Genomic DNA, 15,424 nt, shown 5'->3' with positions numbered 1-15,424 from the left:
CCGTTTATTCTGCAGCGGCGAGCCAGCCGGTTTGCGGCTTGGCATCAACGGGCATCGCGGCGCTGATGTGGCCTGCAACGATTTCCGCCGTGGCAGCAGACAAGGTCCAGCCAAGATGGCCGTGGCCGGTATTGTAGAAAACGCCCGGACGCTTGCCTGCGCCGACGCGCGGCAGCATGTTCGGCATCATCGGGCGCAGGCCCGCCCACGGCACCACATTGGATGTGTCCATGCCCGGGAAGAGATCGCGGCTCCAATCGACCAGCGGCTTGACGCGATCATGACGGATGTCGCGGTTCTCGCCATTGTATTCGGCAGTACCGGCAACACGCAGACGGCCAGCGCCGAGCCGGCTTGTCACGATCTTGGCGTCATCATCGAGCAGGCTGACCCATGGAGCCGATTTCTGGCTCTCGGTGTCATCCAGATTGACGGTGATGGAATAGCCTTTGACCGGGTAAATGTTGACACGGTCGCCGAGCTGGGCGGCAAATTTGCGGCTGGCGATACCGGCGCAGATAACAATAGCATCGAAACGTTCAGTCTCTGCCAGCGCATTGGCAACGGAAGCCTTGCTCCATTCCACCACCACGCCGTCAGCGCCGTGCTTCAGCGCTGTCACATCGGCATCGCCGATGAAGCGCACGCCATGGCGGATGGATGCGGCAGCAAGGCCACGGGTGAACTTGTGAATGTCGCCCGTCGAATCGGACGCGGTGAAGAAGCCGCCATAGAACGAGCCGTTCAGAGCCGGTTCGATGCTGCGGATTTCTTCATTGGTGACGGCACGGCGGTCAAGGCCACCAGCTTCCAAGAGCTTGTTGACCTTGGCGGCATGGTCATAACCATATTTCGAACGGTAGATGTGCAGGATGCCGCGCTTCTCCAGATCGAAATCAATCTTTTCGTCCGCAGCAATTTCAAACATGCGCTTGCGGGCTTCGATGGCAAGCTTTGTGGTGGCAATGGTATTTGCTTCGTAATGCGGGATGTTCATTACGAATTCGGCCATCCAGGAATATTTGTGCCAGGAAGGTTTCGGATTCATCAGCAGCGGCGCATCCTTGCGCAGCATCCACTTCATACCTTTGAGCACCGTGGACCAGCTGTTCCACACTTCCGCATTGGAAGCAGAGAGCTGACCGCCATTGGCAAACGATGTTTCCATGGCTGCGTAGCGGTTGCGGTCGAATACGGTGACGGAATAGCCCTGACGGGCCAGCGCATAGGCGGTCGTCACGCCGGTGATACCGGCGCCGATAATGGCGATGTGGGTCATGGTAGAGCGGTCCTCAAGCAACACATGGTTTCAGTTTCGCCGTCTGCGACGGCACGAAACCCCATCTGTCACGGAACCTGAGAGCTTGGCCCTTTGAGCGCCCGCCGGGTGTTTGTCACCCGTGTCGTCGGCACCGTTTTCCGGTCATGCGACCGGGCAGAGCTTTCTCCTTCGGTGGGCATCTTTCTTGCGAAGAATGCCTCTCTCCAGATGTTCTAGACTATTCTGGTCCTTTTGCCTGAGAGTTTCCGGGGCGGTTGCTCCATCGGCGCCGGTTTTACCGGTCTCTCCCAGATAGTCTGTGCGAACGCGGGATATATATCGCAGTTGCGAGAAGAGAACAACTGGCTAAGAAGCGCTGCAGCAATTATGCTGAGCAGAAATCGCATTACCTTCCGGAGGAATTTATGAAGCCTGTCTTTCTGCAACTGCAATGCGCGCCCGGCAAGACGTACGACGTTGCAAAAGCTCTGTTCGAACGCGAGATCGTCTCGGAGCTCTACTCCACCAGCGGCGAGTTCGACCTTCTGGCAAAAATCTACATTCCTGAGGATCAGGACATCGGCAAGTTCATCAACGTCAATGTGCTTGATATTGCCGGCATCGCCCGTTCCCTGACGACGCTGACCTTTACCGCGTTCTGAGCCTGCCCTCGGGGCGAGACATTACGTCCCGTTTCATGCGCGCCGCTTCTGCATTATGTAATCAATGCAATAAAAAATGCCCGTTTGCGGCAACAAAATTCCATTCTTTTGCCATGGAAGCGCTTTTTCTGTAAGAGGTGCTCCCTCGCCCGTCATCAGCAGGATTTTCGACAATGCCTCCTTATCGTTCACGCACCACCACACATGGCCGCAATATGGCTGGCGCCCGCGGGCTCTGGCGCGCGACCGGAATGAAGGACGAGGATTTCGGCAAGCCGATTATCGCCGTGGTGAATTCCTTCACCCAGTTCGTGCCCGGCCACGTCCACCTGAAAGATCTCGGCCAGCTGGTGGCGCGGGAAATCGAAAGCGCTGGCGGCGTTGCCAAGGAGTTCAACACGATTGCTGTCGATGACGGCATCGCCATGGGCCATGACGGCATGCTCTATTCGCTGCCATCGCGCGAAATCATCGCCGACAGCGTCGAATATATGGTCAATGCCCATTGTGCCGACGCCATGGTCTGCATTTCCAATTGCGACAAGATCACCCCCGGCATGCTGATGGCAGCCCTGCGCCTCAACATTCCCGTCGTGTTTGTTTCCGGCGGTCCGATGGAAGCCGGTAAGGTGGTCTGGGAAGACAAGGAAAAGAAGCTCGATCTGGTCGACGCCATGGTTGCTGCTGCCGATGACCGCATTTCCGATGAGGAAGTAAAGGCGATCGAACGCTCCGCTTGCCCAACCTGCGGCTCCTGCTCCGGCATGTTCACTGCCAATTCCATGAATTGTCTGACCGAAGCACTCGGTCTGTCCTTGCCGGGCAATGGTTCAACGCTGGCAACCCATGCGGACCGCCGCCGCCTCTTCGTCGAGGCCGGTCATCTCGTAGTTGACCTCGCCCGCCGCTATTACGAGCAGGACGACGAGACAGCGCTGCCGCGCTCCATCGCTTCATTCGCGGCGTTTGAGAACGCTATGACGCTCGATATTGCCATGGGCGGCTCAACCAACACGGTTCTGCATCTGCTGGCCGCTGCGCATGAAGGCGAAGTCGACTTCACCATGAGCGATATTGACCGCCTGTCGCGCCGCGTTCCCGTGCTGTGCAAGGTGGCGCCAGCCGTTGCCAATGTGCACATGGAAGACGTGCACCATGCGGGCGGCGTCATGGGCATCCTTGGCGAACTTGACCGCGCCGGTCTGCTCGACACGTCGGTCTATTCGGTGCACGCGGCCACTCTTGGCGCTGCGCTAGACCGCTGGGATGTGGTACGCAGCAAAAACCAGTCCGTGCATGATTTCTTCAAGGCAGCGCCGGGCGGTGTTCCGACGCAGGTTGCCTTCAGTCAGGATCGCCGCTTTGCCGATGTCGATCTCGACCGGGAGAAGGGCGTCATCCGCAATCTTGAACACGCCTATTCCAGAGATGGCGGTCTCGCTGTGCTCTATGGCAATCTGGCGGAAGACGGCTGTATCGTCAAAACGGCGGGCGTTGATGACTCGATCCTGAAATTCTCCGGCCCTGCCCGCATTTTCGAAAGTCAGGACACAGCTGTTCTTGGCATTCTGAACGGCGGTATTAAGCCGGGCGATATCGTGCTGATCCGCTATGAGGGACCGCGCGGCGGACCCGGCATGCAGGAAATGCTCTACCCGACCAGCTATCTGAAATCCAAAGGTCTCGGCAAGGCCTGCGCGCTGATCACCGACGGCCGATTCTCCGGCGGCTCGTCCGGTCTTTCCATTGGCCACGTTTCGCCGGAAGCTGCGGAAGGCGGTCTGATCGGTCTTGTCGAGGATGGCGATATCATCAATATCGATATTCCGAACCGTGGCATTCATCTGGCGGTTGACGATGCTGTTCTGGCCGAACGCCGCGCCAAGATGGAAGCCAAAGGCACCGCCGCTTGGAAGCCGGAAGAAAAGCGCAAGCGCAAGATCACCACGGCCTTGCGCGCCTATGGCGCGATGGCAACCAGCGCGGCCAAGGGTGCTGTGCGCCAGATCCCTGACGACTGGAACTGATATCGAACTTTGACACTCAAGACCTATTGGAAGCGGGCTTCCAATAGGTCGATATCACGCACCATTTTGGTGGCAATAGTGCTTTCGAGCCGCCGCGCCCGGACCAGACGGTGGATTTCCTGCCGCTCCGCCCGCAGCGCCGTTACGCGCAACAGTTTCTCAATTTCTTCACCGCGTGCAACTTCTTCGCGCTCCTCGCCCAGTTGCATACGCCCGTCAATGCGCTTGCGGTAAAGCTCCATGATGTGGTTGGCGACATCCGTATACATGTCGGCATCGGCGCGGCCCGAGGCGAGGTTATGCTGCGCCCGTTCAATCGCCATGATCGCCGCTTCCGCCGCAGCAATACGCGCGTAGTCTTCCTCACGCTGGTTTGAATCCTCAATGGGAAGATCAATGCCCTTGAGCAGACGCGGCAGGCAAATGCTGGCCATGATCAGCGAAAGGATGATCACGCCGGTTGCCAGGAAAATCACAAGGTCGCGCGCCGGGAACATCGAGCCGTCATACATAAGCAATGGCAGGGTCAGGATACCGGCAAGGGTAATAGCGCCGCGAACCCCGGCAAACGACATGGCGGCCACCAGCTGCCAGCTCGGCTTGACGACCATCTCGCCCCGCCTGTTGCGCTGGGCCATGGTGACCCGCCACGAGACCCAAACCCAGACAAAGCGCAGGGCGGCAAGAGCGGCATAAATAACCACGACATAAACGAGCAGCCACCACGGGCTGGCCGCGCCATGCTGCATGTTCTGTGCGGCACCGGAGAAAATACCGGGCAACTGTTCACCCAGCAGCACGAAGATCGCGCCATTGGCGGCAAACTGTGCCGTATCCCACACGGCTGTGCGGCGCACACGCGTCAGGGCCAGCGACTGGGCAGTGTTCTCGGCATAGCTCATGGTGATACCGGCTGCCACCGCAGCAAGGATGCCCGACGCATGTACATGTTCCGCCAGAAGATACGCGCCGAAGGGAATGAGCAGGCTGATGAGAATTTGCGAGCCGCTCTCCTCGCCCAGCTTGCGGGCAAGGAATGCCTTGCCGCGCGTCACACCCATGGTGACACCGATGCCAATGGCGATGCCGGCAAAGGCCAGCCACAGGAAGGTGAAGAAGGCCTCGGTGATGGAGAAGCTTCCAGTGAGCATCGCGGCAACGGCAAAGCGCATGCAGACCAGGCCGGACGCATCGTTGAGCAGCGATTCCCCTTCAAGGATGTGCATCATGCGCGAGGGGATCGGTACGCGTGCCGTAATGGCCGAAACGGCGATCGGGTCCGTCGGCGACACGATGGCGGCGAGCGCGAAGGCGACAGGAAGCGGGATCGACGGGATCATCCAGTGAACGAAAAAACCGACACCGAGGACTGTGAAAATGACAAGGCCCAGCGCCATTTCGAGGATAATGCCCTTGTCGCGAAACAGGCCTTCCTTGGGGATCCGCCAGCCATCGAGAAACAGCAAAGGCGGCAAGAACAACAGAAAGAAAATATTCGGGTCAAGCTCGACGCGGATGCTGGTAACCGAGGCAATCGCTGCGCCAAGCCCGATCTGCACCAGCGGCAGCGGCACTGCCAGGGGCAGCACGCGCACAATGGAGTCACTGACCACAACGGCCAGAAGCATCAGCAGGACGATGGTGATTGTTTCCACGGCGAATCCATTTTGATTGTCTGGAAAGAATGAAGGAAAGGCCTGTGCTTTGTCGAGGCGAACCTTGGCAACTTTGCGCCCAGAACATGCCTATAGGATGAATTCACTAGGCAGAATGACGATTGCGCGAAAATCAATTTTACGTTTACGTCAATGTAATACTTGCATGCACACTGCCTCTCGCCATAGATAGGATTGTTGAGTAGCATGGGTTTAGGTTGGAGGACCGAGAACCAGACTACAGTGAAACCATCAGGGGAGGTTAATGTGGCTAAAGAGACAATACCGGTAAAACCATCCGTGACAGCCAAGCGCGCCAGCACCAAGGCAGCGCCAGCCAAAACGGCGAAGCCCGCCGTCACGACTGCAAAAGCCGCCGCGAACAAACCAGCCGGTGAGGTCAAAACCACCAAACCTGCCGCCAAGGCAAAGTCCAATCCTGCGGCCAAGCCAAGTGCGGCGCCTGCCGTTGCAAAGGCGCCCGTAAAAGTTGCCGCAAAGCCTGCTGTTAAAGCGGCAGCGACTAAGCCGACAACCGCCAAGTCAGCTGCACCGAAAGCAGCAAAACCAGCAGCGGCAAAAGCTCCAGCTGTTGCCATTGAAACACCGAAGTCAGCCCCCCAAGGCCAAGGCGGCAGCCAAGCCTGCGGTGAAGACAGTCTCTGCCAAACCTGCGGTCGTGAAGCAGGCAGCAGCACCAAAGGCTGCAGTGGCCAAGAAGGCTGATGCGCCAACACCGGCAGCCAAAGCCGCACCAAAGGCGGCCGAAAAGACAAAAAGCACTCCGACAGCAAAGGCTCCAGCCAAAGCGGTAGCCGCTCCGAAAACCGAAATCAAAGCAGCAGCAAAGCCAGCCGCGAAAGTGGCCAAGCCAGTCGCGGCGAAGAAGGCTGATGCACCCGTTGTCAGCGAAGCGCCGAAGCCAGCGGCGAAAGCTGCACCGGCCAAGCCTGCCGCAGCCAAGACGGCACCTGCGAAAGCGGTGAAAGCCAAGGCAGCTGTAACGGCAAAACCCGCTGCCAAGACCAAAGCCGCCGCGCCTGCCGCCAAGGCAGCGCCGGTGAAAGCTGCATCCGCCGCGAAAATGCCCACGCCGAAGCTGTGGGTAAAATCCTATCCGGAAGGTGTTCCGGCGGAAATGGGACCGCTGCCATACGAAAATCTCAACGATCTGTTTGCGACGGCCTACAAGAAATATGCCAACCGGCCGTCATTCACCTGCATGGGTAAGGCGATGACCTATGCGGAGATGGATCATTACTCCGAAGCTTTCGGTGCGTGGCTGCAATCACGCGGACTGGTCAAGGGCGACCGCGTTGCTGTGATGATGCCGAACATCCTGCAATATCCGGTGGCCATTGCGGCGATCCTGCGGGCTGGCCTGATTGTCGTGAACATCAATCCGCTCTATACGCCGCGCGAGCTTGAATATCAGCTCAAGGATAGCGGCGCCAAAGCCATCATCATTCTTGAGAACTTTGCCACGACGCTGCAAAAGGTCATCACCAACACGCCGGTCAAGCATGTGATTGTTGCATCCATGGGCGACATGCTCGGCCTCAAGGGCCATCTGGTGAATCTTGTGGTGCGCCGGGTCAAGAAAATGGTTCCGGCGTGGTCGCTGCCCGGCCATACGCCGTTCAAGACGGCTCTGGCACAGGGCGCCTCGCTCAAGCTGAAGCCGGTCGAGGTCAAGCGGGACGACGTTGCCTTCCTGCAATATACGGGCGGCACGACGGGTGTTTCCAAGGGAGCGACGCTCCTGCACAGCAACATTGTCGCCAATGTCACGCAGATGCGTTTGTGGGTTGAAGTCGGCTTCCGCAAGAAGGGCCGTCCGGACGATCTGACCTTTATCTGCGCGCTGCCGCTTTATCATATTTTCGGCCTGACCGTGAATGCGATGATCAGCATGGAAACGGGCGGCAACAATGTGCTGATCCCCAATCCGCGCGACATCCCGGCCTTCGTCAAGGAACTGCAGAAGCACCCGATCCATATTTTCCCGGGTCTCAACACGCTGTTCAACGGTCTTCTCAACAATGAGGATTTCCGCAAACTGAATTTCAAGAACCTCGTCCTGTCGCTCGGTGGCGGCATGGCGGTGCAACGGCCTGTGGCAGACCGCTGGTTCGAAGTAACCGGCTGCCTGATCACCGAAGGCTTTGGCCTGTCGGAAACTTCCCCTGTCGCTTCCGCCAACAGGCTGGATGCAACGGAATTTTCCGGCACAATCGGTACGCCGCTGCCGTCAACGGATTTTTCGATCCGCGATGATGACGGCAAGGAACTGCCCTTGCTGGAAGTCGGCGAAATCTGCATTCGTGGTCCGCAGGTCATGGCCGGTTACTGGAACCGTCCGGATGAGACGGCCAAGGTCATGACATCAGACGGTTTCTTCCGCTCCGGCGACATGGGTTATATGGATGAGCGCGGCTATACCAAGATTGTCGACCGCAAGAAGGACATGATCCTTGTCTCCGGTTTCAACGTCTATCCGAACGAGATCGAAGAAGTGGCGATGGAACATCCCGGCGTGCGCGAAGCGGCAGCCATCGGCGTGCCGAACGAACATTCCGGCGAGGTGGTCAAGCTGTTCATCGTGCGCAAGGACCCGCTGTTGACCGAAGATGCGGTGAAAGCATTCTGCGCCGAGCGGCTGACCAACTACAAGCGGCCACGGACTGTGGAATTCCGCGACGAACTGCCGAAGAGTAATGTGGGAAAAATCCTGCGGCGCGAGCTGCGTGGTTGATGGAAATTTGGGAAGCCGCCTTGTGCGGCTTCTCTTTATCGGGGCCAGGCTTCGCTTAAACGCTGGGGGCTATGAGGTCAGAGCGGCTGGCCGACATCAATGCGGTTGCCACCGAAATCCTCGAAGACAAAAGCCCTGAGGCCGTAATCCTTGCCCTTCAGACCTTTGACGATGCGCGGGCCTTGAGCCTGACAGATCGCATGCAGCGCATCAACATTGTCAACCATCATATAGATAATGTTGAAGGGCGCGGCCTTGTGATCTTTCTGCAAGGTAAGCTCCCACCCTCCCCCTTGTGGGGAGGGTCGCTGCGTAGCGGCGGGGTGGGGGGTAGGTTCGAGGCACCCGGTTTAAATATTCTTTGTCTTGTATCTATTTGTCCCCCACCCCGGACCTCACGGTCCGACCCTCCCCACAAGGGGGAGGGTGGGAGCTTAAAGCCGCAAAATTGCGGCTATCAACTCTGCGACTGTTTACGCCCTGCCAAAAAGTCCGGCAGATCGGCTATCGATCCCAGAATGGCATCGCTGAGCGAGGCCAGATCATCCAGCGTGCTATTGCCGGAGAGAACACCAATCGCGAGCCCGGCTCCAGCCGCATGGGCCATTTCCAGATCGTGGCCATTGTCGCCAACCATGGCGATGGCGCTGGCGGGAATGCCCGTTTTGGCGGCAAACAGTTCCAGCTGGTCCGCATGCGGCTTGGCGCGCGCGACGGAATCGTAGCCGATGATGACGGAAAACAGCGGCGTCAATCCCAACGCCTCGGCCGTTGCCCGCGCCCCCGCCTCGGAATCATTGGTGGCGATGCCGAGCAGAAAGCCTTGCGCGACAAGCCGCTGCAGCGTCTCGTGCAGGCCGTCAATGCCGACGGCGCGGCGCGAACCTTCGCGTACGGCATAATCGTCATAGGCACGGATGCGCTCACGCTTTTCTTCCAGTGTCAGTTCCGGATGCCAGAGATCGACAATATCGTTGATGGTTCCGGCCGCAACGACGGAGCCGCCGCGAAACCGTTCCATCTCCCAATCATACCCGCCTGCTTCCACCAATGCGCGGGCACGGTCCGTATCGCCGTCCGCAGCCCTGTGTGCCAGCTCCATGGTGATACCGAACCAGGTACGGTTGAAATCCACCAGCGTTCCGTCCTTGTCGAAAAGGATGGCACGGATTTCCGAAGGCTGCGCGCGGGCCATCAGGCTTCCAGCGATCCTGGACGCGCCTGCTCGGAGCGTTTCGCGCCCAGCAGCTTCAGAAGATCATCACCACGGCGGGAATAGCGGTGGCTGCGGCGGGTGAGGATGCGGCCTGCCTGCGGTGCGGTCAGCGTGATATCGCCGGAAGCATCGCCCGGCAGGGTGACTATGGTCACCAGCTTGGCACCGGCCTCGACCTCATCACCGATATTCACATGAAACAAGACCATACCGCCCTGCGGAGCGCGAACCATTTCGACATTTTCCAATGATGTAACAGGGCCGTTGAAATCAACCGTCAGCTTGACGGCAGGATCAATGACAACCCCGCGATGCACGAGGAAGCGATAAAGACCTTCCGCATCGGCTTTCCCTGTGTCGATATTGACATCGCTGAGGCCACGGAATTCAACCGTGGTAACAGCACGGCGTTTCACATCGCGCTTGGCCTCGGGCAAATGCAGCACCGGATGCGCACAGGCTTCCTCAAAAGCCGCATCGGCTGTGCTATCCCAAGAAAGGATTGCTGTTGATCCGAGCGCCGAGGCCAAATCGTGCATTTCCGGCAGGAAAGCATTGTGGATGTAGAGATAGCTTTCACTCTCATCATCGCAATGCAGATCCAGCACGATTTCGTGCGGCAGTGCCAAGCGTAGAAGCTGGGCTTTCAGCCGTTCTGCCAGCGATTTTGGCGCATCGAGCGGGATGAGCCCCGACGTGTCAAAGGTTTCAAGCAACGGGAATGAACGGTTGAAATTGCCACTCGAGAAGAATTCGAAACGGCCAAGGTGCTGATGCGCCAGCCACTGGGCCGAACCAACCGGATTGGCCTGCGGCACAACAGTTATATTGCCGGCAATGCGCCCTTCTTTGTCAGCTTTCTCCAGCATGGGAATGAGAAAATGCAGTGCCGCCTGTCCGGGCAGTTCCGAGCCATGCAGCGAAGATTGCAGATAGGCGGTGACCGCCTTTTCATCCTTGCCGGCAAAACGCAGCACGCGCAGTTCGATATGATTACCCGGCACATCACCGGCCAGCTGGATCGTTTCGGTATTCATGAATGCTTTCCCGGTTCATCAATCCCGGCCTTGGGCGAAGGCCGGGGGAATAGTGCTGTTACGGCCACTATAGCCTATTTGCTGCGGCGCTTGAGCAGGTGCGCGACAAGACCTTGCGTGGATGCGTCCTTGCCCTTCGGCTTTATCTCGCCGGTCACAACGGGAAGCAGTTCCGTTGCCAGTTCCTTGCCGAGCTCGACGCCCCATTGGTCGAACGCATTGATGCCGAACAGCTGCGCTTCGACAAATACCCGGTGCTCGTAGAGCGCGATCAAACGACCCAATGCATAGGGATCAAGCTTGTCATGGACGATCGTGATCGAGGGCCGGTTGCCGGAGAAAACCCTATGCGGAGCGATGCGGTTGACTTCGGATTTCGGCATGTTCTTGGCGACGAGCTGTGCCTTGGCCTCGTCAAGCGTGCGACCTTTCATCAGGGCTTCCGATTGGGCAAGGCAATTGGCCAAAAGCATTTCGTGCTGATCGTCCAGATGCGGCTCATGGCCTTTGGCGCCAACAATAAACTCCACCGGAATCGTGTCCGTGCCCTGATGCAGGAGCTGGAAGAAGGCATGCTGGCCATTGGTACCGGGCTCGCCCCAGACCACAGGTCCGGTCGGGCCGGAAACCGGCTTGCCGTCCACGGTGACGCTCTTGCCGTTCGATTCCATGTCGAGCTGCTGCAAATAGGCAGGAAGGCGCGACAGATGCTGATCATAAGGGATGACGGCCCGGCTGGTATAACCTGAAATAGCTCGGTGCCAGTAACCAACGAGGCCAAGCATGATCGGCAGGTTCTTGGCAAAGGCAGCCTTGCGGAAGTGCTCGTCCATGGTGTGGGCACCATCGAGAAAACGGCCGAAGGCTTCCGCTCCGATGGCGATCATCAGCGGCAGGCCGATTGCCGACCAGATGGAATAACGGCCGCCAACCCAGTCCCAGAAACCGAAAATGCGGTCGGCAGGAATACCGAATGCATCCACCTTGTCGAGCGCCGTGGAGACGGCAGCGAAATGCTGGCCAACGGACTTTTCACCCAGCGCCTCGGCGATCCATCGGCGGGCCGTCTTGGCATTGGTCATGGTCTCGATGGTGGTGAAGGTTTTCGAAGCAATGATGATAAGCGTCGTTGCCGGATCGAGACCCTTGAGCGTGTCGGCAATATGTGCGCCATCGACATTGGAAACAAAGTGACAGCGCGGCCCGTCATGATAGGGCGCCATGGCCAGCGTTGCCATGGCAGGACCGAGATCAGAACCGCCAATGCCGATATTGACCACATCGGTGATGGGCTTGTTCTTCGAGCCCTTGATAGCGCCCGAACGGATGCCATCAGCAAAGGCGCCCATGCGCTTGAGCACGTCATTGACCTCGGGCATGACGTCCACGCCATCGACCTTGATGGGCTTGCCCGAACGATTGCGCAGGGCAATGTGCAGAACCGACCGGCCCTCGGTGGTGTTGATTGGTTCGCCGGCAAACATTGCATCGCGCCGCTCTTCCACATGAGCAACCTTGGCAAGGTCGGTCAAAAGGGTCAGCGTCTCGTCATTGACGAGGCATTTCGACCAGTCGAGAAGAAGATCATCGAGGCTGAGAGAATAACGGGAGAAGCGTTTGGGGTCTTCCGCAAAGGCAGCGCGCATGTTTTTCGGTGCGCCGCTTTTCCAGTGTGCTTTCAATGCCTGAACCGAACCACGCAGCTCGTTCGCTTTCACCGTCGCCATATCTCTCTCCTGAAGTCACGCCTTGATCCTGACAGGCACGAACCTGCCACCGGAATCATTTTGTTTCAATCGATTTAGGTCGTAAAATTACAATTCAATGAACTGCTGTCATTTTACGCCAGCACGGAATCTCTTCCGGTTTAACGTCAGGGTAGATTGCGCCGCAAATCCGGGCGGAACTGCGGCGCAAAATTTATCAGCCCTTGATGGCTGCGAGAACTTCATCATACGCCTTGCAGGCGTCCTTCAGATCGGTCTGGCCCTGATACTTGGTAGCAAGCTCCTGCATCTTGGTAACGATTTCCTGAGCCTTGGAAGGATCCTTGGTAACGACCTGCTGAACGGCAGCGGTGACTTCGCCAGCCTTCTTGGTCAGCTCTTCCTGGGTGCATGTCGGAGCTTTCGAGCAGCCAACGAGAGCGACAGCCAGCAGCGAAATGCCGGCAACCATTTTCAGTTTCATGTGCAGTCTCCCTTAATGAGATGAGTGATGTAGAGAAATACTTTGTCAGTGCTTTGTACCCGTCATCCCTGCGGAATCACAAAGTCTTAACCCTGTTATTACACTGATCTTGTTCGGTCCAGAGTCTTCGTTGCCAGTATCATGATGTTTTGTGACAGGATTTAATAGATTGGTACAAATAACGAATCTTTATAAATTATGGACAGGATCAACCGTCTATCTTAGCTTTCGCACTCCAAGGGAGAGCTTGAAACATGGATATGACCGGCGAAGAACGCATTGCTGCATCGCGCGACGCGGTATGGAAAGCCCTGAATGATCCGGAAATACTCAAAGCCTGCATTCCCGGTTGTGAAAGCCTTGAATGGGTTTCCGGCACGGAGCTCGACGCCACGGTCGGCGTGAAACTTGGGCCCGTCAAGGCACGGTTCAGCGGCAAGGTGACACTGAGCAATCTCAATCCGCCGGTGTCCTACACCATTTCAGGCGAAGGCAAGGGCGGCATTGCCGGATTTGCCAAAGGCGGCGCTGATGTCGCGCTGATCGAGGACGGCGAGGAGACTGTGCTGACCTATGTGGTCAATGCCGATGTGGGCGGCAAAATTGCCCAGCTTGGCAGCCGGCTGATTGCCTCTTCCGCCAAGAAACTGGCAAGCCAGTTTTTTGAGAATCTCAGCGCGGCGGCCAGCGGGCAATTGCCCGATCCGCAGGTATCTTCCTGACATTTCATCTGCGCCTGTCGTATTTTCCATAGGGCATGGCGGAATGCCGTTTGGGTTTGGCGCGGTGAAGCCGGATATCCTGTCCCGATGAACGGGTCAGGATTTCATGCGCACATTTGACTTCATCATTGTCGGATCAGGTTCCGCCGGATCGGTTGTGGCAGAGCGTCTGTCCGCAAGCGGGCGTTATTCCGTGCTGGTGCTGGAAGCAGGCGGTTCAGACCGGAAGTTTTTCGTGCAGATGCCGCTCGGCTACGGCAAGACCTTCTACGACAAATCGGTCAACTGGATGTACCGCGCCGAACCCGATGCGGGTCTTGGCGGCAATGCCGATTACTGGCCGCGCGGCAAGGTGCTGGGCGGATCAAGCTCGATCAATGCCATGGTCTATGTGCGCGGCGCCAAAGAAGATTACGACGAATGGCGCGACCGGGGAAATCCCGGCTGGGGTTATGCTGACGTGCTGCCGGTGTTCAAAACGCTGGAAGATCATGACGGACCGGCAAAAAGCCTTGGCCGTGGCGGCCCGCTGCATGTGACCGATTGCTCAAAGCTGTTTCATCCGCTCGCCAACCAGATTCTGAAGGCGGCGCAGGAAGCGGGCCTTACCTATAATCCGGATTTCAACGGTAAGACGCAGGAAGGCACCGGACCGTTTCAGCTGACCACCAAGGGCGGACGGCGCATGTCGGCGGCACGGGCGTTTCTGCGCCCGGCTATGAAGCGCGCCAATGTCACGGTTCTAACTGGCGCAATGGTGCAGCGTTTGACCTTCGAGGGCAAGCGCGTTACGGGCGTCGAATTCACCCGCAATGGCCGCAGCGAAACCGTTAAGGCCGGGCGTGAGGTGATCCTGTGCGGCGGCTCGGTCAATTCACCGCAACTGCTCGAACTCTCCGGCATTGGAGAGGCGGCCCGCCTGCAGGAACTCGGTATTCCCGTCGTGCATGGCAATGCCCATGTGGGTGAACACCTGCAGGATCATCTGGGGATCAATTACACCTACCGTGCCAATGTCGCTTCGCTCAATCAGGTGCTGCGGCCATGGTGGGGCAAGATGCTTGTCGGCATCGAATATCTGCTGCTGTGCACCGGACCGCTGTCGATCAGCATGAACCAGGGCGGCGGGTTTTTCCGCACCGATCCATCCCAGTCACGCCCGAACATGCAGCTTTACTTCCAGGCGTTTTCGACCGTGCGTCCCAAGGTTGGCGAGCGGCCGATCCTGACGCCAGACCCGTGGCCGGGTTTTTCCATCGGTCTGTCGAACTGCCGTCCCACCAGCACCGGTTCCATCCATATCCGCTCCAGCGATCCGCTCGCGGCACCCCGCATTATGCCCAATGCCTTCTCGACCAATCACGATGTGGCCGAAATGCTCGACGCGGTGAAATTTCTGCGCAAGATTGCGGCAACCCCAACCCTATCGAAACTCATCGTCGAGGAACTGCTGCCCGGCCCCGATTGCCAAAGCGACGAGGCGCTGATTGATGATTTCCGCAGGCGCAGCGGCACGGTCTATCACCCGGTTTCCACCTGCCGGATGGGGCCAGACCCGGCGCAATCCGTGGTCGATCCGCGCCTGCGGGTCCATGGTGTCGATGGCCTGCGTGTCGTCGATTGCTCGATCTTCCCCAACATCATATCCGGCAATACCAATGCCGCAGCCATGATGATCGGCGCCAAGGGTGCGAGCCTCATTCTGGAAGACCACGCCTAGCTTTTTTCCGCCCTATTTTGTGATCAATCTGTGTTGGTGTCACGGGTCGCCGATGCAGCCGCGACTATGCTATTTCGGATTTTCTTGACCGTTTGATAAAAAATTTGACCTTTTGTGAAAATCTGGCATTCTTTCCTCAACAGGGGCCGGACAAACCGGCCCGCCACCCAATCGCATCG

12 protein-coding genes, 1 pseudogene and 1 riboswitch are annotated in these 15,424 nt (G+C 58.0%); of the genes and pseudogenes, 5 read left to right on the top strand and 8 right to left on the bottom strand.

What is annotated here, in order from left to right:
• Positions 1-4: 4 nt before the first annotated feature.
• Complete coding sequence (locus tag HB779_RS05275) at positions 5-1,279, bottom strand: D-amino acid dehydrogenase (RefSeq protein WP_188344734.1); 1,275 nt, start codon at positions 1,277-1,279, stop codon at positions 5-7.
• A 216-nt stretch (positions 1,280-1,495) separates the two neighbouring features.
• Positions 1,496-1,582: riboswitch (glycine riboswitch) on the bottom strand.
• Positions 1,583-1,686: 104 nt separating this feature from the next.
• Between HB779_RS05275 and HB779_RS05270 the strand changes: the two genes are divergently transcribed.
• Together HB779_RS05270 and ilvD are read left to right on the top strand one after the other, a co-directional pair.
• A complete protein-coding gene (locus HB779_RS05270; protein WP_188344733.1) occupies positions 1,687-1,923 on the top strand; it encodes an Lrp/AsnC ligand binding domain-containing protein in 237 nt (78 codons plus the stop codon).
• Positions 1,924-2,096: 173 nt separating this feature from the next.
• Complete coding sequence (ilvD, locus tag HB779_RS05265) at positions 2,097-3,950, top strand: dihydroxy-acid dehydratase (protein WP_188344732.1); 1,854 nt, start codon at positions 2,097-2,099, stop codon at positions 3,948-3,950.
• 23 nt (positions 3,951-3,973) lie between these two features.
• Here ilvD and HB779_RS05260 read toward each other — a convergent pair whose 3' ends face one another.
• Together HB779_RS05260 and HB779_RS05255 are read right to left on the bottom strand one after the other, a co-directional pair.
• The gene (locus HB779_RS05260; RefSeq protein WP_188344731.1) at positions 3,974-5,605 is read right to left on the bottom strand and encodes a Na+/H+ antiporter; all 1,632 of its coding nucleotides are present in this window, start codon (positions 5,603-5,605) and stop codon (positions 3,974-3,976) included.
• Positions 5,578-6,204 (bottom strand): hypothetical protein, encoded by a 627-nt coding sequence (locus tag HB779_RS05255; RefSeq protein WP_188344730.1) that lies wholly within the window; start codon positions 6,202-6,204, stop codon positions 5,578-5,580. The genes HB779_RS05260 and HB779_RS05255 overlap by 28 nt, the downstream gene beginning before the upstream one ends.
• 383 nt (positions 6,205-6,587) lie before the next feature.
• On the opposite strand from HB779_RS05255, the gene HB779_RS05250 reads away from it, so the two are divergent.
• The gene (locus HB779_RS05250) at positions 6,588-8,360 is read left to right on the top strand and encodes a long-chain fatty acid--CoA ligase (RefSeq protein ID WP_371823913.1); all 1,773 of its coding nucleotides are present in this window, start codon (positions 6,588-6,590) and stop codon (positions 8,358-8,360) included.
• A 77-nt stretch (positions 8,361-8,437) separates the two neighbouring features.
• Here the strand turns inward: HB779_RS05250 and HB779_RS05245 are convergent.
• The 5 genes and pseudogenes from HB779_RS05245 to HB779_RS05225 form a co-directional block, all read right to left on the bottom strand.
• Positions 8,438-8,638 (bottom strand): annotated as a pseudogene (locus HB779_RS05245) (VOC family protein); the annotation flags it as partial.
• A 179-nt stretch (positions 8,639-8,817) separates the two neighbouring features.
• The gene (locus HB779_RS05240; RefSeq protein ID WP_188344729.1) at positions 8,818-9,555 is read right to left on the bottom strand and encodes an HAD family hydrolase; all 738 of its coding nucleotides are present in this window, start codon (positions 9,553-9,555) and stop codon (positions 8,818-8,820) included.
• Complete coding sequence (locus HB779_RS05235) at positions 9,555-10,613, bottom strand: succinylglutamate desuccinylase/aspartoacylase family protein (RefSeq protein ID WP_188344728.1); 1,059 nt, start codon at positions 10,611-10,613, stop codon at positions 9,555-9,557. Before HB779_RS05235 ends, HB779_RS05240 begins: the two co-directional genes overlap by 1 nt.
• A 74-nt stretch (positions 10,614-10,687) precedes the next feature.
• On the bottom strand, positions 10,688-12,340 hold the full coding sequence (gene pgi / locus HB779_RS05230; RefSeq protein ID WP_188344727.1) for a glucose-6-phosphate isomerase: 1,653 nt from the start codon (positions 12,338-12,340) through the stop codon (positions 10,688-10,690).
• Between the two features lie 196 nt (positions 12,341-12,536).
• Positions 12,537-12,803, bottom strand: coding sequence for a hypothetical protein (locus HB779_RS05225; protein WP_188344726.1), 267 nt, complete (start codon positions 12,801-12,803; stop codon positions 12,537-12,539).
• Positions 12,804-13,057: 254 nt separating this feature from the next.
• Here HB779_RS05225 and HB779_RS05220 point away from each other — a divergent pair, with 254 nt between their 5' ends.
• Together HB779_RS05220 and HB779_RS05215 are read left to right on the top strand one after the other, a co-directional pair.
• Positions 13,058-13,525, top strand: a complete 468-nt coding sequence (locus tag HB779_RS05220; RefSeq protein ID WP_188344725.1) for a carbon monoxide dehydrogenase subunit G — start codon at positions 13,058-13,060, stop codon at positions 13,523-13,525.
• Positions 13,526-13,631: 106 nt separating this feature from the next.
• A complete protein-coding gene (locus HB779_RS05215; RefSeq protein ID WP_188344724.1) occupies positions 13,632-15,245 on the top strand; it encodes a GMC family oxidoreductase in 1,614 nt (537 codons plus the stop codon).
• Positions 15,246-15,424: the final 179 nt, after the last annotated feature.

Source organism: Phyllobacterium sp. 628 (assembly GCF_014189505.1).
Classification (GTDB): Bacteria; Pseudomonadota; Alphaproteobacteria; order Rhizobiales; family Rhizobiaceae; genus Phyllobacterium.
The sequence above is the reverse complement of the archived record's forward strand: the minus strand, read 5'-3'. Positions and strand labels throughout refer to the sequence as shown.

Bases quoted from the DNA above. Each gene is read 5' to 3' on its own strand.
- HB779_RS05275 (WP_188344734.1), bottom strand. From the start codon at position 1,279: ATGACCCACATCGCCATTATCGGCGCCGGTATCACCGGCGTGACGACC.
- HB779_RS05270 (WP_188344733.1), top strand. From the start codon at position 1,687: ATGAAGCCTGTCTTTCTGCAACTGCAATGCGCGCCCGGCAAGACGTAC.
- ilvD (WP_188344732.1), top strand. From the start codon at position 2,097: ATGCCTCCTTATCGTTCACGCACCACCACACATGGCCGCAATATGGCT.
- HB779_RS05255 (WP_188344730.1), bottom strand. From the start codon at position 6,204: ATGGCAACAGCTGGAGCTTTTGCCGCTGCTGGTTTTGCTGCTTTCGGT.
- HB779_RS05240 (WP_188344729.1), bottom strand. From the start codon at position 9,555: ATGGCCCGCGCGCAGCCTTCGGAAATCCGTGCCATCCTTTTCGACAAG.
- HB779_RS05235 (WP_188344728.1), bottom strand. From the start codon at position 10,613: ATGAATACCGAAACGATCCAGCTGGCCGGTGATGTGCCGGGTAATCAT.
- pgi (WP_188344727.1), bottom strand. From the start codon at position 12,340: ATGGCGACGGTGAAAGCGAACGAGCTGCGTGGTTCGGTTCAGGCATTG.
- HB779_RS05225 (WP_188344726.1), bottom strand. From the start codon at position 12,803: ATGAAACTGAAAATGGTTGCCGGCATTTCGCTGCTGGCTGTCGCTCTC.
- HB779_RS05220 (WP_188344725.1), top strand. From the start codon at position 13,058: ATGGATATGACCGGCGAAGAACGCATTGCTGCATCGCGCGACGCGGTA.
- HB779_RS05215 (WP_188344724.1), top strand. From the start codon at position 13,632: ATGCGCACATTTGACTTCATCATTGTCGGATCAGGTTCCGCCGGATCG.